The organism is Anaerosalibacter bizertensis, from assembly GCF_009696605.1.
GTDB classification, from domain to species: domain Bacteria; phylum Bacillota; class Clostridia; order Tissierellales; family Sporanaerobacteraceae; genus Anaerosalibacter; species Anaerosalibacter bizertensis.
The window spans coordinates 40474-65038 of record NZ_VULR01000005.1 but is presented as its reverse complement, the minus strand read 5'-3'; the positions used below and the strand labels follow the sequence as shown (position 1 = coordinate 65038).

At 29.4% G+C, this 24565-nt stretch carries 26 protein-coding genes; 22 read left to right on the top strand and 4 right to left on the bottom strand.

The window, feature by feature from the left end:
- Nucleotides 1-94 precede the first annotated feature (94 nt).
- From FYJ27_RS04900 to FYJ27_RS04845, 12 genes are all read left to right on the top strand, one after another.
- Nucleotides 95-1861, top strand: coding sequence for a sigma-54 interaction domain-containing protein (locus tag FYJ27_RS04900; RefSeq protein ID WP_154483738.1), 1767 nt, complete (start codon nucleotides 95-97; stop codon nucleotides 1859-1861).
- Nucleotides 1862-2119: 258 nt separating this feature from the next.
- Nucleotides 2120-3403, top strand: a complete 1284-nt coding sequence (locus FYJ27_RS04895; RefSeq protein ID WP_154483737.1) for an L-cysteine desulfidase family protein — start codon at nucleotides 2120-2122, stop codon at nucleotides 3401-3403.
- Nucleotides 3404-3602: 199 nt separating this feature from the next.
- Nucleotides 3603-4211 (top strand): histidine phosphatase family protein, encoded by a 609-nt coding sequence (locus FYJ27_RS04890; protein ID WP_326831037.1) that lies wholly within the window; start codon nucleotides 3603-3605, stop codon nucleotides 4209-4211.
- A 259-nt stretch (nucleotides 4212-4470) separates the two neighbouring features.
- Nucleotides 4471-4671: a cold-shock protein gene (locus FYJ27_RS04885; protein WP_154483735.1), complete on the top strand. Its 201-nt coding sequence runs from the start codon at nucleotides 4471-4473 to the stop codon at nucleotides 4669-4671.
- Nucleotides 4672-4769: 98 nt separating this feature from the next.
- Nucleotides 4770-5117: a hypothetical protein gene (locus FYJ27_RS04880; RefSeq protein WP_154483734.1), complete on the top strand. Its 348-nt coding sequence runs from the start codon at nucleotides 4770-4772 to the stop codon at nucleotides 5115-5117.
- 18 nt (nucleotides 5118-5135) lie between these two features.
- A complete protein-coding gene (locus tag FYJ27_RS04875) occupies nucleotides 5136-5867 on the top strand; it encodes an HAD family hydrolase (RefSeq protein ID WP_154483733.1) in 732 nt (243 codons plus the stop codon).
- Nucleotides 5868-5897: 30 nt separating this feature from the next.
- The gene (locus tag FYJ27_RS04870; protein ID WP_154483732.1) at nucleotides 5898-6629 is read left to right on the top strand and encodes a DUF5714 domain-containing protein; all 732 of its coding nucleotides are present in this window, start codon (nucleotides 5898-5900) and stop codon (nucleotides 6627-6629) included.
- A 119-nt stretch (nucleotides 6630-6748) separates the two neighbouring features.
- Nucleotides 6749-8098, top strand: a complete 1350-nt coding sequence (locus FYJ27_RS04865; protein ID WP_154483731.1) for an MATE family efflux transporter — start codon at nucleotides 6749-6751, stop codon at nucleotides 8096-8098.
- Nucleotides 8099-8242: 144 nt separating this feature from the next.
- On the top strand, nucleotides 8243-9184 hold the full coding sequence (locus FYJ27_RS04860; protein WP_154483730.1) for a metal ABC transporter solute-binding protein, Zn/Mn family: 942 nt from the start codon (nucleotides 8243-8245) through the stop codon (nucleotides 9182-9184).
- A gap of 1 nt (nucleotide 9185) precedes the next feature.
- A complete protein-coding gene (locus FYJ27_RS04855; protein ID WP_154483729.1) occupies nucleotides 9186-9914 on the top strand; it encodes a metal ABC transporter ATP-binding protein in 729 nt (242 codons plus the stop codon).
- Nucleotides 9915-9930: 16 nt separating this feature from the next.
- A complete protein-coding gene (locus FYJ27_RS04850) occupies nucleotides 9931-11055 on the top strand; it encodes a metal ABC transporter permease (RefSeq protein WP_226808145.1) in 1125 nt (374 codons plus the stop codon).
- Nucleotides 11052-12173, top strand: a complete 1122-nt coding sequence (locus FYJ27_RS04845) for a metal ABC transporter permease (RefSeq protein ID WP_154483728.1) — start codon at nucleotides 11052-11054, stop codon at nucleotides 12171-12173. Before FYJ27_RS04850 ends, FYJ27_RS04845 begins: the two co-directional genes overlap by 4 nt.
- Before the next feature lie 50 nt (nucleotides 12174-12223).
- Here the strand turns inward: FYJ27_RS04845 and FYJ27_RS04840 are convergent, their stop codons facing one another.
- The gene (locus tag FYJ27_RS04840) at nucleotides 12224-12469 is read right to left on the bottom strand and encodes a GIY-YIG nuclease family protein (RefSeq protein ID WP_154483727.1); all 246 of its coding nucleotides are present in this window, start codon (nucleotides 12467-12469) and stop codon (nucleotides 12224-12226) included.
- 66 nt (nucleotides 12470-12535) lie between these two features.
- The gene (locus FYJ27_RS04835) at nucleotides 12536-13147 is read right to left on the bottom strand and encodes a YidC/Oxa1 family membrane protein insertase (protein WP_195839078.1); all 612 of its coding nucleotides are present in this window, start codon (nucleotides 13145-13147) and stop codon (nucleotides 12536-12538) included.
- A gap of 490 nt (nucleotides 13148-13637) precedes the next feature.
- On the opposite strand from FYJ27_RS04835, the gene FYJ27_RS04830 reads away from it, so the two are divergent.
- Both FYJ27_RS04830 and FYJ27_RS04825 read left to right on the top strand, forming a co-directional pair.
- Nucleotides 13638-14186 (top strand): hydrolase, encoded by a 549-nt coding sequence (locus tag FYJ27_RS04830; protein WP_326831036.1) that lies wholly within the window; start codon nucleotides 13638-13640, stop codon nucleotides 14184-14186.
- Between the two features lie 22 nt (nucleotides 14187-14208).
- Nucleotides 14209-15189 (top strand): MBL fold metallo-hydrolase, encoded by a 981-nt coding sequence (locus FYJ27_RS04825; protein ID WP_154483725.1) that lies wholly within the window; start codon nucleotides 14209-14211, stop codon nucleotides 15187-15189.
- Between the two features lie 53 nt (nucleotides 15190-15242).
- Here the strand turns inward: FYJ27_RS04825 and FYJ27_RS04820 are convergent, their stop codons facing one another.
- Both FYJ27_RS04820 and brnQ read right to left on the bottom strand, forming a co-directional pair.
- A complete protein-coding gene (locus tag FYJ27_RS04820; protein ID WP_154483724.1) occupies nucleotides 15243-15491 on the bottom strand; it encodes a hypothetical protein in 249 nt (82 codons plus the stop codon).
- 71 nt (nucleotides 15492-15562) lie between these two features.
- The gene (brnQ, locus tag FYJ27_RS04815; protein ID WP_195839077.1) at nucleotides 15563-16858 is read right to left on the bottom strand and encodes a branched-chain amino acid transport system II carrier protein; all 1296 of its coding nucleotides are present in this window, start codon (nucleotides 16856-16858) and stop codon (nucleotides 15563-15565) included.
- A gap of 238 nt (nucleotides 16859-17096) precedes the next feature.
- Here brnQ and FYJ27_RS04810 point away from each other — a divergent pair, with 238 nt between their 5' ends.
- The 8 genes from FYJ27_RS04810 to FYJ27_RS04775 all read left to right on the top strand — a co-directional run bounded on the left by FYJ27_RS04810 (nucleotide 17097) and on the right by FYJ27_RS04775 (nucleotide 24551).
- Nucleotides 17097-17813 (top strand): CPBP family intramembrane glutamic endopeptidase, encoded by a 717-nt coding sequence (locus FYJ27_RS04810; protein WP_195839076.1) that lies wholly within the window; start codon nucleotides 17097-17099, stop codon nucleotides 17811-17813.
- An 82-nt stretch (nucleotides 17814-17895) separates the two neighbouring features.
- Nucleotides 17896-18090 (top strand): hypothetical protein, encoded by a 195-nt coding sequence (locus FYJ27_RS04805; protein ID WP_154483721.1) that lies wholly within the window; start codon nucleotides 17896-17898, stop codon nucleotides 18088-18090.
- A 38-nt stretch (nucleotides 18091-18128) separates the two neighbouring features.
- A complete protein-coding gene (locus tag FYJ27_RS04800) occupies nucleotides 18129-19280 on the top strand; it encodes a DUF362 domain-containing protein (RefSeq protein ID WP_154483720.1) in 1152 nt (383 codons plus the stop codon).
- Nucleotides 19281-19482: 202 nt separating this feature from the next.
- Complete coding sequence (locus tag FYJ27_RS04795; protein WP_154483719.1) at nucleotides 19483-20529, top strand: helix-turn-helix domain-containing protein; 1047 nt, start codon at nucleotides 19483-19485, stop codon at nucleotides 20527-20529.
- A 10-nt stretch (nucleotides 20530-20539) separates the two neighbouring features.
- Nucleotides 20540-21793, top strand: coding sequence for an FAD-dependent oxidoreductase (locus FYJ27_RS04790; RefSeq protein ID WP_154483718.1), 1254 nt, complete (start codon nucleotides 20540-20542; stop codon nucleotides 21791-21793).
- 397 nt (nucleotides 21794-22190) lie between these two features.
- Complete coding sequence (locus tag FYJ27_RS04785) at nucleotides 22191-22715, top strand: FmdE family protein (RefSeq protein WP_154483717.1); 525 nt, start codon at nucleotides 22191-22193, stop codon at nucleotides 22713-22715.
- A gap of 3 nt (nucleotides 22716-22718) precedes the next feature.
- Nucleotides 22719-23798: a FecCD family ABC transporter permease gene (locus FYJ27_RS04780; protein ID WP_326831035.1), complete on the top strand. Its 1080-nt coding sequence runs from the start codon at nucleotides 22719-22721 to the stop codon at nucleotides 23796-23798.
- The gene (locus FYJ27_RS04775; RefSeq protein WP_154483716.1) at nucleotides 23799-24551 is read left to right on the top strand and encodes an ABC transporter ATP-binding protein; all 753 of its coding nucleotides are present in this window, start codon (nucleotides 23799-23801) and stop codon (nucleotides 24549-24551) included.
- Nucleotides 24552-24565 lie beyond the last annotated feature (14 nt).

Sequence of the window (24565 nt, the reverse complement as noted above, 5' to 3'; positions counted from 1 at the left end):
ATATTGTCTATTTCCTAAAAAATAAAGTATTTTTAGTAGCGATTTATATAGATTAATATTTGTTCATTTATTAATATTAAAAGGAGGAAAAACCTTGTCTCTTTATAAAATTCAAAGTTCTGTTCAAGAAGTAGCAGAAGCTATTTCAGCTGTATTAAATGTAGATGTAACAATAATAGATGAAAACCTATGTAGGGTGGCTGCAACTGGGAAATATAGAACTTTTATAGGAGAAAAAATACCTATAAATTGTTCTTATGAGCTTATATTTAAAAAGAAGAGTCCAGAATTCATACAAGCTCCTAAAGACAATAAGGTTTGTAAAACTTGTGCAAGAAAAGAGACATGTATTGAATTGGCAACCCTTGGCTATCCTATTATAAAAAATAAGGAATGTATAGGGGTTATAGGATTAAACGCCTTCAATGAAGAACAGAAAAATAATTTAATGGAAAAATATAACTCATTGTTGGTTTTTTTAAAAAAGTTAAGTGACTTATTGATAGGAAACTTGAATTATTATGAAACTATAAAAGAGCTTATTATCCAAGGGGAAGAAACAGGTAAGATAATTGATGGATTAGAAAATGGAATAATAGGTATAGACAATAATGGAAAAATTAAATTTGTAAATTCAAAGATAGAAGACCTTTTTAAAATAAAGAAAGACAATATTATAGATAAACAGATAGATGATATTTTACCGGAATTGAATGTAGATTTAGATAATCACAGTTTTCAAGAAAAGAAAATAAAAATATCTAATAAAAAATTAAGTTTTATAATAAAAAATATTCCTGTAGTTGTAGAAAATAAAAAAGTAAGCAATATAATAGAAGTTCATAAAACTACAGATATGGTACGCAATGCCTATAAAATAGTAGGAGTTCAGAATAATATAGGATTTGAGGACATCATAGGAAATAGTGAAGAGATTGTTAAAGTAAAAGAAATCGCAAGTAGAGTAGCCCAAAGTGATTCAACAGTACTTTTAAGAGGTGAAAGTGGTACTGGGAAGGAACTATTTGCTAGGGCCATTCATTATGCCAGTCCAAGAAAACATGCACCTATAATTCCAATAAACTGTGCCTCTATACCAGATAATTTATTGGAGTCGGAGCTATTTGGATATGAAGGGGGAGCATTTACAGGAGCTAAACGGGAAGGACAAATGGGAAAGTTTGAACTAGCTAATGGAGGAACCCTATTTTTAGATGAGATAGGGGATTTGCCAATACATCTTCAACCTAAACTTTTAAGAGTATTGCAAGAACAATCTTTTATGAGGATAGGTGGGAAAGAATTGATTTCTATTAACTTTAGATTAATAGCTGCTACTAATAAAAATCTAGAAGAAATGGTTAAGGAAGGGAAGTTTAGAGAAGATTTATACTATAGATTAAATATTATACCAATCTATATCCCGCCCCTTAGGAATAGGAAAAAGGACATATTAATCTTAAGTGAAGCTATGCTAAAAAAATATTGTATTAAATTAGAAAAAGACATTGAAGGATTTTCTTCTGAAGTAAAAGAAGCCTTTATAAAATACAATTGGCCAGGAAATATAAGGGAGCTTGAAAACATAATAGAGTACTTAGTCAATATATCAAATAAAGACACTATAACAATAGATGATCTTCCAGATAGTATAAAAGGCTCTTCAAATAAAGGTTTAGAGCATATAGACTCTAATAAATTAACACTTAAACAACAGATGGAAAACTATGAAAAACATATAATTACTTCTATGTTGAAAGAATACGGAACTAGTACTAAGGCTAAAAAGCAAATTTCTAATATTTTGGATATAAATTTAGCTACCTTTTATAGGAAATTAACTAAATATGATTTGCAATAATGCAAAACCATTTGCAAATATGCAAATGATTTTTAAACCATCCAAAACAAGGATGATAAGTGTATCTATTATAATATATTGTTTTTATACAAAAGTTATTTGCAGAAATGCGAATAACTTTTGTTTTTTATATGAATTTTTTAAAAAACAGAATGCAGTATTTAACTTGCTTACAGACTTTAACAGATGTGATAGTATTTTGGCATAATTATTGCAACAAATATAGTTAACAACTATATTTGAAAGGTAGTTGATATAATGATGGATAAAAAAGATTTTGAAGATACTTTATTAAAAATGGTAAAAAAAGAAACTATACCAGCTATAGGTTGTACAGAGCCAGTGGCAGTAGCTTATGCATCTGCTGTTGCTAAAAAATATTTAAATGGAAAAGTAAATAAGATTAGGGTTAACGTAAGTTTAAATATATTTAAAAATGGTAAGTTCGTTATAATTCCAAAGACAAGTGAAAGTGGATTGGAGTTAGCAGCTGCTTTAGGTGCAGTTTGTGGAGTGGTAGAAGAAGGACTTTGTGTACTAAAAAATGTAAATGAAGAATATATAAAAATTGCTAAAAACATGGTTAAAGAAGAAAAAATCATATTATTAATGGAAAATAATACACCACATGTTTATGTAAAAGTAGTTATGGAAAATGAAAAGAACAATGTAGAAGTAATATTAAAAGATAGCCATGCTCATATTGAAAAAGTCAAATTAAATGGGAAAGTAGTTTATGAAGATGTCCTGGATGAAGAAAAGAATTCATCAGACTTTTTAAAACAATTTACATTAAAAGAGTTTAGAGAAATATGCGAAAGTATATCTATAGAAAAGTTGGATTTTATTGAAGATGGTATAGAGATGAACAAGGCTGCAGCTGAAAAGGGGATTGAACATAAAAGTGGACTAGGTTTAGGATGTGGACTGTCAAAATTTCAGCAAGAAGGAAAAGTAGGGAACAATCCATTTATGAAAGCTAGAATATTGACTGCAGCAGGAGCAGATTTTAGAATGGGCGGTGGAGATTGCCCAATAATGACTAGTGGAGGTAGTGGCAATCAAGGCCTTGGGGTTATTCTACCTATTGTAGCAGTTTATGAATATGGAGATATTGAAAGAGAAAAACTTATTAGAGCAATATTTTATGGTCATATAATAAATAAGTTTGTAAAATCCTATGTTGGAAAATTGTCAGCTCTTTGTGGTTGTGCCATATCAGCAGGAGTAGGAGCTAGTGCAGCTATTACTTGGATGTTAGGTGGAAATGATGAACAAATATCTGGTTCTGTACAAAATATGTTAGCAAATCTTACTGGCATGGTATGTGACGGAGCTAAGGAAACCTGTACATTAAAACTTTCCACATCAGCAGGAGAAGCAGTACTATCTTCATATCTTGCATTAGATAATATAATAGTGAAGCCTGACAATGGTATTTTAGGCACCACAGCAGAAGAAACTATAGAAAATATAGGTATTTTAAGTAGCAAAGGAATGTCAAATACAGATAAAGTAATAGTAGATATAATGAATTCTTAGCCTTTCAGCCTTTTGGCATGAAAGGCTTTAATTTTTATGTAGGATTATGATAATATAATAAAAATTTCAAAATAATATACAAGAGTTTTTTTCTATGATAAAATTATATTAATTGATTTCTATAAATTAGATATTTTCATATTATCTGATAAAGAAAAACTAATAGTAATTGGGGAAATTATCTGAAAGGAGAATATCAGTGAAAATATATCTAACAAGACATGGACAAACTGAATGGAATTTAGAAAAAAGATTGCAGGGTTGGAAGAATTCAAACCTTACTTCAAAAGGTAGAGAAGGAGCAGCATTATTGGGAGAAAGACTAAAAACTGTTGATTTAGATATGATTTTTTCTAGTTCAAGTATGAGAGCTATAGAGACATCAAAGATTATTACTAGAGGAAGAAATATAGAGATAAAACCAGAGGATGATCTTAGAGAAATACACACAGGAAAATGGGAAGGAAATACTTTGCAAGATGTTGAAAAGTTATATCCTGAAGAATATTATGCATATCAAAACACACCTCATCTATATAAACCTAATGCTAATGGTGGAGAAACTTTTTTTCAGCTTCAAGAAAGAGCAATTTCTATAATAAACAAAATAATTGATGATGGTAAATATCAAAATGTTTTAATTGTAACTCATGGTGTAACTGCAAGGGTTATTATGGCATATTTTGAAAATCGCCCCATAGAAAAGCTATGGGAAACACCACATATTAGAAATACTAGTTTAAGTTTAATAGAAATAGATGGAGAAGATATAAAGATACCAATATATGCCGATACTTCACATTTATAAAGTAGGTAAAGTATAAATACATTAGAGATTAAAAATAAAAAAATATATTTTAAAAATGTGGTTGCAAAGTTTTAAATATAATGGTATAATAAGTTAGCTTTAATTCACAAGGGATATTTTGTTTTAAAAATTCATGATGAAATTATTTTTTTAACATCTTTGACATCTATACTTTACTGAATATGATAATTTCGGAGATTTTTATACATAAATTGCTTCATGGGGAATTAAAGGAATAAAATTTTTGGAGGTTTTTTACATGACTAAAGGTACAGTTAAATGGTTTAATGCAGAAAAAGGATTTGGATTTATCACAGCAGAAGATGGAAATGATGTTTTTGTTCACTTCTCTCAAATCAACAAAGAAGGTTTCAAAACATTAGAAGAAGACCAAGAAGTTGAATTTGAAATCGTTGAAGGACAAAAAGGACCACAAGCAGCGAACGTAACTATTATTTAATATAGACGAATCTAAATGAAAACCATAAAAGACCTGGAGAGTATACTCTTCAGGTCTTTTTATAAAATTCAATAAAGTTAAATAAGAGGTGCAATGACATGAAATATGAAAATGGAAATCTTCTATTGATAAGTGATTTTGAGATAAGAGTATTGAGAGAAGAAAATGATGATATAGATTTGTTTATCCCTATTGATATGAGAATTTTAAATTTGTATATTGAAGGACTTCCAAATTATATTAAAAAAAGATTCCAATTTTCTCAAGTTAGGAGTGCTATAATACGTTTTTCAAAGAAAGAAGGAGATGAAGTTTGTACTATTCATCTGTTGAATAATATAGATCTCCAATCATCTATAGTTAATTTTGAAATGGACTATAGTGATTATTATATAGAATTTAGGGAAAAAGAATATTGTAATGAAATGTATTTTAAAAAGAAATAAAATTGTTGAGGTGATTTTATGGGAAATATAGCTGCTTTTTTTGATATAGATGGCACACTTTATAGAAATTCTCTAATGATACAACATTTTAAAAAGTTGATTAAATATGAAGTTATAGATCCAGCAATATGGCACAATCATGTAAAACATACTTATTCTGAATGGGAAAAAAGATATGGAGACTTTGAGGATTATTTAGAAGAACTTGCTGATTATTATGTTAGAGAACTTAAGGGAATAAATAAGGATTATATAAGTTTTATAGCTAACCAAGTAATAAAATTAAATGGAGATAAGGTCTATAAGTATACAAGATCTAGAATAGAATGGCACAAAAAAATGGGGCATAAGGTATTTTTTATATCTGGTAGTCCTGATTTCTTAGTAGAAAAAATGGCTGAAAAATATGGAGTAACTGAGTATAGAGGAAGTGAATATGTAGTAGATGAAAAGAATAATTTTACTGGTGAAATCATAAGGATGTGGGATTCTTATAATAAACAGAGAACTATAGATGAGTTTGTCAATAAATATGATGTAAATTTGGATTTAAGTTATTCTTATGGAGACACTGTAGGAGATTTATCTATGCTTAGAATGGTAGGAAATCCTGTAGCAATAAATCCTAATAAGGACCTATTAAAAGTTATAAAAGTAGACGAAGAATTATATGAAAAAGTTTTAATAATAGTAGAAAGGAAAGATTTAATATATAAATTAAATCCAGATGTAGATATAATAGATATTTAATATTTTTAAGGTAGAGAGGATGATTTACTGATGCAGAAAAAAGGCTTAGTCAATGAACATAGGCAAAATTGCATGCTATGTGGGAGTGAGTTATTATATAGCCAAAATTATAAAGAGCAAGAATGTGTTTATTGTCATAATAAGTTTAGAACAAATGTAGTATGCAAAAATGGACATTATATTTGTGATAAGTGCCATAGTGCAAGTGCAATAGATGTTATTGAAGAATATTGTAAGTCTACAGATAAAACAAATCCTATAGAAATGGCAAATGAAATTATGAAACATCATAGAATAAATATGCATGGACCAGAACATCATTACTTAGTACCTGCAGTATTAATAAGTTCCTTTTATAATCTAAAGGGAGAAAGGGATATTAAAAATGAGAAATTGAAAATTGCTAGAGAAAGAGCAAAAAAAGTTCCTGGAGGATTTTGTGGTTTTTATGGAAGTTGTGGTGCAGCAGTAGGTACAGGTATATTTATAAGTATTATTACAGAATCAACCCCTCTATCTAAAAAGGGCTGGGGATTAGCCAATGAAATGACTGGTAGGGCTTTGATATCTATTGGGAAATTAGGAGGACCACGTTGTTGCAAGAGAGATAGCTTTATAGCTATTAAAGAAGCAGTGATTTTTGTAGAAGAACATTTTAATCTAAATATGTACGACTATAAAAATTATGATATAATTTGCACATTTTCCAATATGAATAAACAATGTTTAGGAAAAGATTGTTTATTCAATACTGCCAATTAAATCAGTATTTATTATAAAAAATATCTTTCAGATGTCTTGAAGGATATTTTTTTATAGTATAGAATTGTTTAGTGAAGCGAAATAATATTATTAAAACATAATAGAATAGGGGGAAGAATATGGAGAGAGATATTAAGCTTACACAAGGAAATATAACTAAAACATTAGTAAAATTAGCAATACCTATTATGGCTACTTCTTTTGTACAAATGGCTTATAATATGATGGATATGATATGGCTAGGTAGAGTAAGTACAAATGCAGTTGCAGCAGCAGGAACTGCTGGTTTTTTTACTTGGTTTGGCTCAGCCCTATTTTTGATACCTAAAATAGGAGCAGAGGTAGGAGTTGCTCAATCTTATGGTAGGGATGATATGGATAGTGCTAGAAATTATGTTTTCCATACTATACAGCTGGATATAATTATTGGATTAATATACTCTTTATTTCTTATATTATTTAGGCATAAACTTATAAGTTTTTTTGATTTGGGAGATAGCCAAGTAGTAAAAATGGCTACAGATTATTTGTTTATAGTATCTTTTGGAATGGTATTTTATTTTTTAAATCCAGTTTTTTCAGGGATTTTTAATGGTTCAGGAAATAGTACTACTCCATTTCTAATAAATGCAATTGGTTTAGGTTTAAATGTAGTTCTTGATCCCATGATGATTTTAGGACTTGGTCCTTTTCCTAAAATGGGTATAAAAGGGGCGGCATTAGCTACAATAATCTCTCAGTTTATAGCTACCATTATATTTGTTAAAATAAGTCGAGATAAATTAAGTTTATTTTGTGGGTTTAATATATTTCAAATTCCAGATAAAAACTATATTAAAAAAATATTTAAGCTAGGATTCCCAGCCTCATTGCAAAATGGACTATTTGCAATGATTGCCATGGTTATAGCAAAAGTAATAGCACAGTGGGGTCCTACTCCAATAGCAGTCCAAAAGGTAGGTTCACAGATAGAATCAATTTCATGGCTTACCGCAGGAGGTTTTTCTACTGCCTTAAGTGCCTTTGTAGGCCAGAACTATGGAGCTGAAGAATGGGATAGAATACATGAAGGTTATAGGAAAGGCATGTTTATAGTAGGAGTAATAGGTGTATTTGCTACTTGTTTACTTATATTTGGAGCAAGGCCTATATTTAGATTATTTATTCCAAATGATGAAGAAGCCATAAGGGAAGGAATAATATATTTGAGAATACTGGGACTATCCCAATTATTTATGACTATAGAAATAGCTACTGGGGGAGCATTTAATGGATTAGGAAAAACAATTCCACCTTCAGTAGTAGGTATAGTATTCAATGGCCTTCGAATACCAGCCTCTATAATACTATCATCCCATACTTCCTTAGGTTTAAAAGGGGTATGGTGGAGTATTAGTATGAGTAGTGTATTTAAAGGAATAGTACTTACAATTTGGTTTATAACCATACTTAAAAAAATAGGAGAATAAAAAACACCCTTCAAAGAGTTTGAAGGGTATTTTTTGTGGAAAATATAATTTTATGGGTATGTATATTATAGTAGAGTTAGCAGAATATTTATTGTTAAATAATTCGGAGTAATAATGTATATATTAGATATAGGAGGGATTTTATTGAAAAAGTGGATTTTACTATTGATAATGATAATTATTTTTACAAGTATAGCCAGTTACGGAAGCAATAAAAAAATACAAAAAGATCCAGAAAAATTAAATGTAGTAACAACTACTACAATATTAGAAGATGCTGTTAGAAATATAGGTGGAGATAAGGTAGAGGTAGAGTCATTAATGGGGCCAGGTATTGATCCTCATCTTTATAAGGCAAGTGCTGGAGATGTTGAAAAGATGATGAATGCTGATCTTATAATATTCAATGGAATCCATCTTGAAGGGAAGATGTCAGATATATTTGAGAAATTAGGCCAGATTGATGTAAAGACTATAGCTCCTGGTGATATAATTGACAGCTCGAAGTTAATACAATCCTCTGAATTTGAAGGGAATTATGATCCACATATATGGTTCGATGTAAAACTTTGGACAGAAGTAGTAGATGTAATAATGGATAGTTTGATTGAATTAGATAGTGAAAATAAAGATTTTTATATATCTAATGGAGAAGAATATAAAAAAGAACTTGAAGAACTAGATAAATATATAAAAGATAGGGCCAAAGAAATTCCAGATGAACAAAGGGTCCTTATAACAGCCCATGATGCTTTTAGTTATTTTGGAAATGCTTATGGTTTTCAAGTCGAAGGATTACAGGGTATAAGTACTGTTGCTGAAGCAGGAACACTAGATGTAAAAGAATTAGCCGATTTTATAGCTGAAAGAAAGATACCAGCAATATTTGTTGAATCATCTGTTCCAACAAAGAATATTGAGGCATTACAGGCAGCAGTCCATAATAGAGGATTTAATGTGGAAATAGGTGGAGAGTTGTATTCAGACTCCCTAGGAAATCCAGGTACAGAAGAAGGTACTTATATAGGTACTGTAAAATATAACGTAGATACTATTGTAGATGCTTTAATTAAAGGAGTGAAATAATATGGAATATGCAGTAGCAGTAAATGATTTAACTGTAGCTTATCATAAAAAACCAGTATTATGGGATATAGATTTAGAAATACCTAGTGGGGTTCTTATGGCAATAGTTGGTCCTAATGGAGCGGGAAAATCTACACTTATAAAAACTATGCTCAATATGATAAAACCCGTTACAGGAGAGACTAGATTTTGGGGAGAAGTTTATGAGAAACAAAGAAAAAACATAGGTTATGTACCTCAAAGAGGCAGTGTAGATTGGGATTTTCCTACTAATGTATTAGATGTTGTTACAATGGGAACTTATGGAGAGTTAGGATGGTTTAAAAGGCCAGGAAAAAAAGAAAAAGAAATAGCTATAAGGGCCCTAGAAAAAGTAGATATGCTTCCATTTGCAGATAGACAAATAAGCCAACTTTCAGGAGGACAGCAGCAGAGAGTATTTCTAGCTAGAGCTCTTGTTCAAAATGCTGATATTTATTTTATGGATGAACCTTTTCAAGGAGTAGATGCTAAAACTGAAAGAGCTATAATAAGTTTATTGAGAGAATTACGTAGTATAGGGAAAACTGTTGTTGTAGTTCACCATGATTTACAAACCGTAGAAGAATATTTTGATTGGGTTACCCTTCTAAATAAAGTAATAATAGCTAGTGGACCAGTTGAAAAAGTATTTAACGAAGAAAATTTAATGAAAGCATATAAAAGTAAAGTAGACAAATTATTTAGCTAGAAATGGAGATGATATTGTGAGTTTAATAAATATATTCTCAGATTATACACTTAGGACTGTAGCCTTAGGTTCTGCTTTACTTGGAGCAATGAGTGGTGTTATAGGAACTTATGCAGTTTTGAGAAAGCAAAGTCTTGTAGGAGATGCAGTATCCCATGCAGCGTTGCCAGGTATAGGTATAGCATTCCTTTTAACAGGCTCTAAAAATATAGAATGGCTCCTATTAGGCGCATTTATATCTGGATGGCTTTCTATATATATAGTTAATATTATAATAAAGCATAGTAGGGTAAAGTATGATAGTGCCTTAGGAATGATGTTATCGGTGTTTTTTGGATTAGGTCTAGTCATACTAACATATATACAAAAGATACCAGATTCTAATCAAGCAGGACTAGAAGGCTTTTTGTTCGGTCAGGCTTCAACCCTTTTAAAACGTGATGTTATAGTAATGAGTATAGTTGGAGGAGCAATTATAATCATAGTTGCATTGTTATGGAAAGAATTTAAATTGCTTTCTTTTGACCCGGAGTTTTGTCAAGTTTCTGGATTTCCTAAAGAAAAATTGGATTTAATCCTTACTACTCTAATAGTAATAGCAATAGTTACAGGACTTCAAACAGTAGGAGTAGTCCTTATGAGTGCTATGATCATAGCACCTGCTGTTGCAGCAAGACAATGGACTGATAAGTTAAGTGTTATGGTAATACTATCTTCAGTTTTTGGTGGATTATCAGGGGTAATAGGTACTATAATAAGCTCCTCTACAAGAAACCTACCTACAGGGCCTGTAATAGTAGTTATTATAAGTGCTATATCAATTATATCCTTATTTATTGCACCAGGTAGAGGAATTATATGGAGACGTATGAGAGATAAAAAGAATAAAAAAAGATTAAATAGAAATATAATATTGAATAATATCTATAATTTAAGTACAGAAGGCAATGGAACTCAAGGATATAGTTTAGAAGATCTATCTATATCTAAAGGAGATTTTAACTTTCCTATAAATACTCTGGAAAAAGAATTAGAAAACCTTGAGACATTGGATTTAGTCAAAGTAAAGGATAAAAAATGGTATATAACAGAAAAAGGCATAAATGAAATAGAAGACTTTAGAGGGGGGTTAGGAGAATGAATGTTCAAATAGAAATACAACTTATTGCAATAGTCGTAGCTTTAGCATGTTCCACATTGGGTGTATTTCTCATATTGAGAAAAATGGCTATGATGGCTGATGCTATAGGCCATACTATCCTTTTTGGAATTGTAGTAGCATTTTTTATAACCCATGATTTAAACTCCCCATTACTTGTAATAGGAGCAGCTTTAACAGGAACTTTGACAGTTTTTTTAGTAGAATCTATTAATAAAACTAAATTGGTAAGTGAAGATTCTTCTATAGGGCTTATATTCCCTTTACTTTTTAGTATTGGAGTAATACTCATAAGTTTGTATGCAGGAGATGTACATTTAGATACAGATTCTGTTTTATTAGGTGAGATAGCATTTGCTCCTTTTAATAGATTTGTAGTCAATGGAGTAGATATTGGACCTAGTTCACTTTATGTTATGGGTACAATATTAATTATAAATATTATATATGTATCATTATTTTACAAAGAATTAAAGATATCTACTTTTGATCCTGGTTTGGCAATGGTTTTAGGAATATCACCAGGTATTATGCATTATTCTCTTATGACTTTAGTGTCACTTACTGCAGTAGGTGCCTTTGATGCAGTAGGAGCAATACTGGTAGTAGCGTTTATGGTTGGGCCTCCTACAGCTGCTTATCTTTTGACAGATGATTTAAAAGATATGATATTTTTAAGTGGTATAATTGGAACAATTTCAGTTATTTTAGGCTATTGGACAGCTAGAATCTTTGATGTAGCTATTGCAGGTATGATGGCTGTAATGGTAGGAGTAGTGTTTTTACTAATATTTTTCTTTGCTCCAGATAGAGGACTCCTTTCTATAATGAGAAGGAAAAAAAGGCAGAAATATGATTTTGCTCAAATATCCTTTTTAATGCATGTAATAAACCATGAAGGAGCAGAAGATGAAAGAGAAGAACTAGGTAAAAATACAATCCATGAGCATTTAGGTTGGAATAAGGAATTTGTTAAAGATATATTTAACAATCTTTATAGTAGTAATTTAGTTTATATAGAAGATGATATAATAAAGGTTACGGAGAAAGGTAGGGATTTAGCTATATCTAATGCTGAAGAAATAGTTAATGGAATATAAAATATCCTTCAAGATATCTTGAAGGATATTTTATATTTAGATATAGTTAATTAACTTATATCATTTATTAATTTAAGTTTTTCTTTTCTAGACATTTGTTTTATTTCATATTCTCTTTTTTGAGCAGATATTTTATCATTATATTTTTCAAAATATACAAGCTTTACAGGAAGTCTAGCCCTAGTATATTTAGCACCTTTTCCTTTAGAATGGGTTTCTATTCTTTTTTCAAGATTATTAGTCCAACCAGTGTACAGTGTTTTATCTGAGCATTCAAGAATATATATATAGCACATTTCAATCACCAGTAAATATTATATCATGAAAATATACAAAATTAAAAGCCCCATATGAGGCTTTTACTATTCTGAAACAGGCATTAATTGTTCGACAGTTGATATTATATTGGATATAATAAAATATAGACCTAAAGCAGCAGGTGACTTAGTTAAAATTAATATAGCAATTATACAAGTAGGAATTAGCATTGTTATAGAGAATTTTGGAATTGTAGAATTTTTAATTGCTCCTATAGTAACTAATAGACTAGGTAATGCTTGGCTTACTATATATATTATAGGAATTAAGAAATAAGGGTCTGGTTTGGATAAATTATTTATCCAAGGCAAAATAATTGTTGGAGAATTTACTATATTATTAGAAAAAGCCCTATACATTGCTATCAATATAGGCATTTGAGCAAATAATAGTAAAAATCCTATCCCGCTACCAGGATTTTCTTTATATAGGTTTACCATTTCCTCATTAAGTTTTTCTTGATCGTCTTTATATTTTTCTTTCAATACATTCATTTCTAATGATAATTTTTGTTGAACCTTCATAGATTTTTTTTGTTTAATATTTAAAGGCATTAAAGCAAGTTTAACTAAAATTGTAAAAACTATTATAGCTATGCCATAATCATTAGTAAAATTGAATATGACATTAAATAATTGGCTAAAAATATTTGTCATAGTATTCAAAACCTCCATTTAATTAATTTATAATTTTAAAATACTATGACCTAAAATTCAGATACAAATAGCCATATTAAGAATTTATTATATGTGGTATAATCATCAACAGTAAGGTTATTTAGTCTAGTATACTTATTAAAAACCCTATTAGTAGGATAGTTACTATATACAGGTCTATTTATATTGTGTAAAACAATTTTAGTAATACACAAAAACAATACAAAAAACATTGAAAATAAGTAAACTAATTGAAGTATATCGAAATTAATCATATCATCACCATTCAATCTATTTATAATATATCTATTATACTAGAAATAAGAGAAGATTTAAATGGTATGATTATTTTAAATAACATTTTAAAAAATAAAAAAGGAAATACTTTATTCAAGGAGAATATAATTTTGTAGAATTAAAAGTTTTTAAATAGCAGTATATGGGTAAAAAGATATACTAAAGGCTTAATTTTAGATAGGAGTGTGATATTGTGGAAAAATTTAAATTGGATAGTAAGGAAACAATGTTACTTATTATTGACATTCAAGAGAGATTAGTAAAGGCTATGAAATATGGGGATCAAGTAATAGATAAAACAAATATTTTAATTTCTACGGCAGAAGAAATGGAAATGCCAATTATAGTTACAGAACAATATCCAAAGGGATTAGGTAGTACAGTTCCAGAACTAGAACAAAATCTTCAAAATGCTAAAAAATTTGAAAAAGTTAATTTTTCAGTATATATAGATGAAATAAAAGAAGCTATTAAAGAAACAGAAAGAAAAAAAGTTATAATAACAGGGATGGAAACCCATGTATGTGTATTCCAAACGGCGAGAGATTTAATTAATGACGGTTATGAAGTATTTATAGTGAATGATGGAGTTTGTTCTAGAAAAAAAGGAGATTATTTAAATGGATTAGATTTGATGAAATCCATGGGTGCCGTAATAACTAATACAGAAACAGTTGTATTTGATTTATTGAAAAAAGCCGGTACACCAGAATTTAAGGTATTATCTAAACTTATAAAATAAAAAATAAGATAAGGGTGATAAAATGTTACAAGAAGTTTATCCAAATATCTATAAACAAGAGATTCCACTACCTAATAATCCTCTTAGGGCTATTAATAGTTATATAATAGTTTCTGAAGATAGAAATCTAATAGTGGACACAGGATTTAATAGGAAAGAATGTAAGGAAGCTTTTATGAAGGGGATTGAAGAACTAGGTATTGATTTCAATAAAACAGATCTGTTCATTACCCACCTACATTCAGATCATTGTGGACTTGCTGCAGCTTTAAACAAAGAAGGTGCTAGGATATATGCAGGAAAGATAGATGGCAAGATGATCAATGCTATGACTGGAATAGAATATTGGGAAAATTTCAATGAACTTAAAAAAGAATTTGATTTAGAAAAAGATAATATATCCTTTGATGATCATCCTGGATATAAATATTGTCCTAAAAATCCTATTGATTTTATTCCTCTTGAAGAAGGGGATAAAATAGAAATTGGTGATTATACTTTTGAAATAATAGATATTCCTGGACATACTCCTGGACATATTGGACTTTATGAAAGAAATAAAAAGATATTTTTCTGTGGAGATCATATATTGGATAGAATAACACCAAATATTGCTTTCTGGGGATATGAACAAGATATACTTGCTGTATACTTCGAAAGTTTAAGAAAAGTTTATGATTATGAAATAGATTATCTTTTCACAGCCCATAGAAATATTGTTACAAATCATAAAAAGAGAATTGATGAATTATTTGAACATCATAAAAATCGTCTTGATGAAGTTAGAGAAATAATTAAAGATAAAAAAATGACAGTTAGAGATACAGCTGCTAACATGCATTGGGATTTAAGATGTAGTAGCTGGGAAGAGTTTCCTAATCCACAAAAATGGTTTGCTTCAGGAGAGGCTATGTCTCACTTAGAACATCTTTATTCTATTGGGGAAGCAGAAAGAACTAATGAAAATGGAATCCTATATTATAAATTAAAAAATGAGAGATAAATTAATAACTTAGCCGTCCCACTTAAATGAAACGGCTAAGTTATTTTTTATTTCTATTGATTTAAAGAACTTTCAATTCCAAAGCCTATAAGACCACCGAGAACTATTAACATAAGTATTATCAACATAAGAACTCTGTCGTAGTGATTGTTTTTTATATTAATGAATAAGGCTCTTATACATATAAAATAAATACTTCCTACAATAATCAAAGTATAGCTGAGAAGACCGTATTTATATAGATACCATTTTAGTATGTCACTAATAAAGTTTAAATTAGGTGCTAATGAATTCAATCCCACTTTGTGTACCTCCTAAAGGCTTAGAGAAAACAATGAATCTTCTGACTATTAGAGATAGCATAAAGTTATTTTTATGCAAAAGCATTTTCTTTTAGTTTTGTGATTAAGTGGGTCAATATTATTCCTAAAATTGCAGGGAATATCCAACCAAATCCACTGTCAGCGAATGGAAGGGTTTGTATAAATTCTCCTATAAAAGAGGTATTGACACCCATAGCAGACAATCCATCTACTAGACTTACACAAAATGTACCAATAGTTGCACCTAAATAAATTTTTTTATTTTCAATTAAATTATCAAATACATTTATAATAACTAATATAATAGCGATTGGATATACTATTTTCAAGATAGGATCTGCAAAAGTAATTATACTTTCAACACCGATATTTGAAATAATGATACTTACTATGGTGGATATTATAACAATGGTTTTATAATTAAATTTTTCTTTACTTATATTGCTAAAGAAATGTCCTACAGTGGCGGTAAGTCCAACAGATGTAGTAAGACATGCGGAATAAACACATATTCCTAGTACTATTTTACCTAAATGACCTAGAATTGTTATGGTTATATTAGTTGTTAAAGATACTTTTTCTATTCCTTGTGGAAATACAGAGCTACCAGCAGCTCCCAGATATAGAAGACCTCCATATACAATTCCTAATCCAATACCAGCAATAAGACCTGTTTTGGCAATAGTTTTAAACTGTTCATTCTTTTCCGTTATTCCCTTATTTTTTATATCATCTACTATAATACCACCAAATACTATTGCAGCTAGTAAATCCATAGTCTGGTACCCATCTCCAAATCCTGTGGAAAATGGCTGGGTCATATTAGTATCTATAGGTACACCTATAGGATTGAGAATACCTTTAATTATTATAGTAGATATCATGATCAAAAGTATTGGTGTTAAAAATTTTCCAATAACATCAATGATGCTAGTAGAACTTATTGTTAAAAATAAGGTTAATCCAAAAAATATAAGTGAACTTATAACTGGACCTATTGAAGGAAATAGTGGTTGGATGCCTATTTCAAAGGCAGTTGCTCCAGTTCTGGGTATTGCCAATAGTGGACCAATTAGAACCATTATTAAGATACTGAAAATTAAAGCAAACTTAGGACCAACTTTATTTAACAAACTATTAATAGAGCCACCTGATATAGCTACAGATAGTACTCCAAGTATAGGAAGACCTATACCAGTTAAAGAAAATCCTAATAAAGCAGCTTTCCATTTTTCCCCTGCTAATAGGCCAATAGATGGTGGAAAAATTAAATTTCCTGCACCAAAGAACATAGCAAATAATGCAAAGCCTATAACCAGGACCTCTTTAGAGCTAAGCTTTTTCATTAACATATCCCCCTCTTGTTTTAAATTAACTCTTTGTGGTCATGTTTTTTTATTATACCATAAATTATCTCAAAATTCTAACATATAAATATATTTAGACTATTTGTGAAAAAAATATCAAGTTCCATGTAATTAAAAAATAAAGCTTTAATATATTTATTGTGATAAAATAAAAATATAAAAAGAAGGAATTATTTATTAGAAAAATATTAAAATTATTTAAAAAAGGATGAAGGAAATGGTTCAAGATAATATTGCTACAGGAATTATTAATTTAATTTTGTTTTTACTAATAATATTTTTTAGGAAAATGATTCATCAAGAAAATGTTGGAAGTTTTTTACTGCATTTTGATAAAAGAGGTAGAAGGTTATTTTTAGAAGGAATTTTAAGTGGTATTTTATTTTTTACATTATATCCTTTGATAACAACTATTATTGGAGAAGGTAAAATCTATATTTCAACTGAAGGTGCAAAACATACATTGGTCATGGTTTTATCAGGATTATTTGCTTATTTAAGTGTTTCGCTTTTAGAAGAATCTTTTTTTAGAGGATATATGTTAAGCAAATTATCCATTATTCTTCCAACTAATATTGCTATAATTATTCCTTCAGTATTTTTTGGATTATTCCACTTTCAAGCGTATTCTACAAGTGAAACTATTTGGATAGGTATAATAAATGCTACTTTGATTGGGATTATATTATCAATAATTGTTGTTAGAACAGGATCCCTTATGTTACCTCTAGGATATCATTTATCTTGGAACTTGATACAAAGTATTATATTTATGGACTATAAATATAATATTAAAGGATTGATTAATTTAGAAGTAAGTGAAGGATTATGGACAGGCTATTCTGTTATACCAGAGTCAGGTCTAATAGTTACAATCATATGTATTATAATGTTTATTTATTTTAACTTTAGATTTAGAAATTATGAGAACTAATAATATTATGGGAAATTATAGACTATATTTACATAATATGTTTTTGAATATAGTATTGTTATACTAGTTCAGGAGGTATAAAATGAATTTTGATATTAGAGTTTTGCCCCCAAAGGCCTTTTTAGTTGAAATAATACCTATAGTGTTTTTGGTATTTATGATTATTTTATTTGTTTTTTTAGGAATAAAAATAATAAAATATTTTAGAGAACTTAGGGAAGTACTAAAAGGGGTCGAAAGGTCCATAGACGAAATAAATGAAAAATTAGATAATTAGAATATGGATCTAGTACTTTTATGAAAGGATTGGTCTTGTTGGAAAAAGTAAGTATTGTAGAATGTGATAGCTATGATTATAAAAAGGTAGAGAAAAAAGTCTTTGAATGCTTAGATAATATAGATTCTTTAAAAAAACAAATTAAAAAAGGCAACAAAGTACTAGTAAAAGCAAATTTATTGAAAAAGAATTTTCCCGATGAAGCTGTAACAACACATCCTTATGTAGTAGAAGGAGTAGTTAGATATTTACAAAAATTAGGTTGTGAAGTTATTGTTGGAGATAGTCCAGGGGGACCTTTCAATGAGAAGTCCCTTAGAACCACATACAAAGCTACAGGGATGTTTGAAGTACAAAAGAGGACTGGTTGCCAGCTTAACTTTGATACATCATATGTTGAAATAAATAATGATAATGCAAAACTTCTTAAGCATATGAAGATAGTTAAAGCTTTTAATGAAGTGGATTTTGTTGTTTCTGCAGCTAAGCTAAAAACTCATGCTATGATGACCTATACAGGAGCAGTTAAAAATTTATTTGGAACAATACCAGGTTTAACTAAAGCTGATTATCATTTTAGAATGAATAGTATAGACAATTTTTCCAATGCATTAGTTGATATATGTGAGTATGTAAAACCAGTATTTTCAATAATTGATGGAATTGAAGGTATGGAAGGGGATGGTCCTTCTTCTGGAGATAAAAGATTTGTAGGTCTTCTTATGGCTTCAGAAAATCCACATGCTTTAGATACAATAGCTTCATATATAGTAGGCATAGAACCATTATCTATACCTACTATAAAAAGAGCTAAGGAAAGGGAATTATTTAGTGGGGATATTGATGACATAGAAGTAGTAGGTACAAAAATTGAAGAAATAGATATAGAACCATTTAAACTTCCTGCTTCAACTAGTATAAATTTTATTGGAGGAAGGGTACCGAAGTTTTTAGAAAAATGGGTTTTAAATAACTTTAGGCCGAGTCCAGTATTCAACCATGATATGTGTATTTCTTGTGGAATATGTGCCAATAGTTGCCCACCTAAAGCCATTGATATGTCCAGTAAATATCCAGAAGTTGATTTGAAACAATGTATTAGATGTTTCTGTTGTCATGAATTATGTCCTAAAAAAGCAATAGATATTAAAAAAGAAGGATTGAATAAGAAAATATTTAATAGAAGATGATAAATAGATCGGAGAGTTTCTTCGATCTATTTTATATGATTTTAATTATTATTTCATAGTATAAAAAGATCTAATTATCTTTAAAAATATTATAAATATTTGTTCTACTTTTTTTATAAAGGGTTATATGATATTATTATGTAAACATATATTTGAAGTTAAAACAACTGATAAGTTTCCTTTTAAATAAAGGGGGGCTATTATGAGATCTAAGGGGTTTAATGCATATACTAAATATAAGATATTACAACATGCTTTGAAAGGGAATAACGTTTCTCAAACATGTGAATTGTTTGGAATATCAAGAACAACATTTTATAATTGGAAAAATGCTTATGAGAAACATGGAATGGCTGGATTGGATAATAGAGAACGCAGAAAGCCTAAAATGCCAAATAAAGTCAGTAAAGATATTGAACAAGAAATATTATCATATGTTACAAAATATCCAGCAGATGGGCCTAAGAGGATTTACTATGAATTAATATCCCAAGGATTTGATATAGGAGAAACAGGAATTTATAATGTGCTTAAACGATATAATTTAACAAGAAAAGCCCAGAGAATAGAATATTCTATGGATGAAAAATCACATATAAATATCAAGAAAAGGGATAAAAAGGATATGTCTATTTTTTCAAATGCAAAGGATTCTTATCCAGGCTATTTAGTAATTCAGAGAATTGATTTTATAGGCACTTTTGAGGGAATAGGTAGGATATATCAATATAGTTTTTATGACACTGTTTCAAGATGGGGAGAGGTAAAAATATACAATAAGAAGCAGGATATTGATATTTGGCATTATTTTGAACGCAAGTTAATTTATCTATTGGAAACTTTTAGTTTAAATATTGAAAATTTAGTTACTGAAAAGGAAAGAGAGTTTTTACCTTACTTTGTGAAAGGTAATAAATATAAAGAGATCTTAGAAGATTTTAATATTAATCATATATTTATTTCTCCTGAATATATTGATATATTAGATGGTATGAGAGAGTTTAATGAGTTTTTAATGATGGAGTTTTACAATAAAATTCCTTTAAATGACAAATTAGACTCTTTTGTAAAAGTTGAAGCTGCCATTAATGATTTTATAAGGAAATATAATTTTCACAGTATAATTCCTAATGGACCTAAAGCAGGAAAAACACCTGCTGAAGTTGTTTTAGAAAGGGCAATAGAAAATGGCGCTGATTTAGATACATTACCACTTTGGCTTTTAGCACTGATTAATTATTCAAAATGAGGTGGTATAGATGAATAAGAGAGACTGTAGGATTGCAGTTATAGGTGGAGGGCTTTCTGGTTTGGTTATAGCTGAAGGCTTATACAGAAGGGGATATGAAAATACTACCGTTTTTGAAAAAGAAGAACGTCTAGGTGGTAAGCTACATACTATCTGTTACAATGAGAAGTCTTATGAATTAGGTGCAATTTTTGGACTACCTTCTTATTTAAATCTTAAATTATTGATGAAAAGATTAAATATAAAAGCAGATGGTCCTAAACTATCACGGACTAATTATAATGCAGATGGTCAAAAAATTATGCCATTACCTAAAGAAGATTTAGAAGGATTTATTGAGGAGTTAGAAAGATTGCCCCTAGTACTGGATAAGTACAAATCATTGAAAAATATTAGTGCTAAAAATACAGAAAAACCATTGATGTTACCCTTTTCAAAGTGGTGTGATATGCATAAATTTAAAGTTTTAAAAACTATTTATGTACACTACTTCACTATCTTTGGTTTAGGCAATATTGAAGAAGTTCCCGCTCTTTATGTACTCAGAATTATGAATTATGATCATCTAATGTCTTTTATGAAGATTCCAGAGTTTTACACATGGAACGATGGGGTTTCTATATTGGCAGAACACTTGAGTAGGAAAATTAAATATATTAGATTAGGACAAAAGGTAATAGACATTTCCTTATCCTCAAAAGGAACCATATGGCTAGAAACTCAATTTGAAAGACTTGAGTTTGATAAAGTTATTATTACTGTTCCACTGGAACAATTTTCACATCTAAATCTTTGGGACGAGGATACAAAGAAATGTTTAAGTAATATAAAATATCAAATTTTTAATGTATATGCCTTCATTGTAGACAAGGTTCCAGAAGGATGTGGTTGTATATTGGAAAACTTATCCCCTAGTAGACGTGGACATATTACTATATGGGATTCTAGATGGGATGTGTCTAATGATGAGGAAATGGTGATACTTTATGCATACAATCCTCCTTTTAATTCTAAGAAATCATCCTTAGATTATATTAAGGATGATTTATCAAGGTTAGGAGTAAAAAATGCAAGACTTTATCAGACTAAGTGTTGGAAACATTGTCCCTATGTAGATACTCATACATTAGAAAATGGATTTTATGATAAAATGGAATCTATTCAGGGTAAAAACAATATATTTTTAGCAGGGGAAATCATGAGTATGCTTTCAATTGAAAATTGTATTCGATATTCAGAAAATCTGATAGATAGATTCTTTTAAAAAATATTTTTCCAAAAAATCTCCTTTAAATTAGCAGTGATTTAAGGAGATTTTTGTATTATTTAGCTTATAGCTACGAAACTTCTTTGAGTAGTTTTATCTCATTTTAAAGGGTTTTTTACTTTTAAGTGAAGTTTACATATAGTGCTATAAAAACCTTTGGAATGAATGTTAAATATGCCATTCATTTCTATCATAGGTGTAAACTTAACTTAAAATATAAAGTTAATGAACGTTGAAATTTCAACATCCTTGTTTTTTGACATACATTTTAAATTTATATAAAATTTTAATTAAAATGTTTTGTAATATTTGAATAAAGTGAACATTTATGGTAATTAAGGTATTTTAGGTTTAGAATTATTGGTTTAAAATTAATATTAAAGGGGGAGCGAAAATGGATAAGGAATTATGGAAAAAATGTGTTGAATTTCATGGACATGAATGCCCTGGTTTAGCTATTGGATTTAGGGCAGCCGAAATAGCAAAAGAGAAAATGTCATTAAGTTTTTCTAGAGATGAGGAAATAGTTTGTATAACAGAAAATGATGCATGTGGTGTAGATGCAATCCAAGTCATAACTAGTTGTACACTAGGAAAAGGTAATCTAATTTTCAAAGATACAGGAAAGATGGCTTTTACCTTTATAAGACGAAAAGATGGAAGAAGTATTAGATTAATATTAAAACAAAATGATAGAGAAATGGAAAGGGAAAAAAGACAACAATATATTTTAGAAGGTCCAGAAGAAAATATATTTAAAGTTGAAGAGGTTAATATTGAATTGCCAGAGAAAGCAAGAATATTTGATACCATAGCTTGTGAAAAATGCAACGAAATGGCTTCTGAGAATAAAATTCGAATTCAGGGAGGTAAGAAAGTTTGTCTAGACTGTTTTAATGAATATTCAAGAGGGTGGTAATCTGTGGATATTAATAAAGATAAAGAGCTATTATTTCAATATGATGAATATAAAAAACATATAATCAAGAAAAGGCTTATCATTATTGCTTTACTGATTGCTACTATTATTGTATTTTTTTTGGCTATAAATGCTGGTGCTATGAGTATTGGGCCTAAACAGGTAGTTTTAGCTATTTTAGGATTAGGAGACACTAAATCAATTTCTACAGTAATGAATATTCGTATGCCAAGGGTAGTAGCAGGAATACTAGCAGGTGCAGGGTTATCAGTAGCAGGATGTATTATGCAGAATAACTTAAAAAATCCATTAGCATCCCCTTCTACACTTGGAATATCAAATGCTGCTGCTTTTGGAGCCAATGTTGCTATTATCTTGTTAGGGGCAGGTAATGTAGTAAATACTGGATTAGGCGATATACAAATTTTAAATCCTTATATCGTTACAATTTGTGCAATGGCTTTTTCAATAGGTTCCACACTATTGATTATTAGTTTATCAAAATTAGGATATTTTTCTACACAAAGCATAGTCTTAGCGGGAGTAGCATTAAGTTCACTTTTTTCAGCAGGTACTATGATTATTCAATATTTTTCAGAAGATACAACTAAAGTAGCTGCTGTTATATTTTGGACTTTTGGAGATTTAGGTAGGGCATCTTGGGATGAAATTATAATGATGGGAATATTAATTTTGGCATCTATAGTTTATTTTATATATCGTAGATGGGATTATAATGCTCTAGATAGTGGAGATGATACTGCAAAGAGTCTAGGAGTAAATGTTGAGAGGGTTAGACTAAGTGGAATGTTTGTGGCATCAATTGTTGTTGCTGTTATTGTATCTTTTTTAGGAATAATAGGTTTCATTGGTTTAATATCTCCTCAAATAGCAAAGAGATTAGTAGGTAGTGATAATAGATACCTTATACCTACATCAGCAATCATGGGTTCCCTTATATTACTCATATCTGATACACTAGCACGAGTAGTATTATCACCGCAGACTTTACCAGTAGGGGCTGTAACATCTTTTCTTGGAGCACCGTTGTTCATTTATTTTCTTATAAAGGAGAGTGAATAGATGACCTTATTAGTTAATAATATAAGTTTTTCATATCCAAAAAAGGATGTTATCAATAATATAGCATTTTCACTAAAACAAGGAGATTATCTAGCAGTTTTAGGAACTAATGGAGCTGGAAAATCTACTCTTTTGAAATGTTTAAACAAAATATTGAAACCACAATCAGGTGTTGTATATATTAATGGCATCGATAGTTCTAGATTAAAAGGTCCAGAACTTGCAAAGAACATTGCATATGTGCCACAAAGCCATGATTGTTCAAAAAAAACAGTTTTTGATTCTATCTTACTTGGAAGAAAACCTTATATAAAATGGGATGTAACTCAAAGAGATATTGATATTGTTGAAAATGTTTTAAAATTGTTAAATTTAGAAAACTATTCTATGAGATATACTAATGAACTTAGCGGTGGTGAACTTCAAAAAGTCATTATAGCTAGGGCACTTGTTCAAGAACCAAAGGTTTTGTTAATGGATGAGCCTACTAGCAATCTTGATTTAAAAAATCAAATAGAAGTGCTTAAGACAATTAAGTATATTGTTAATGAACGAAAGATTTCAGCAATAGTTGCCATGCATGATTTGAATCTAGCATTACGTTTTGCTAACAAATTTCTTCTGCTAAAAGAAGGTGAAGTATTTGATTTTGGTGATGCTACAATTTTAAATTCAGAATTGATTAAAAATGTATATGATATTGATGTTGCAATAGAAGAATTTTCAGGTATTCCAGTAGTTATCCCTATATAAATCATTTAAATATT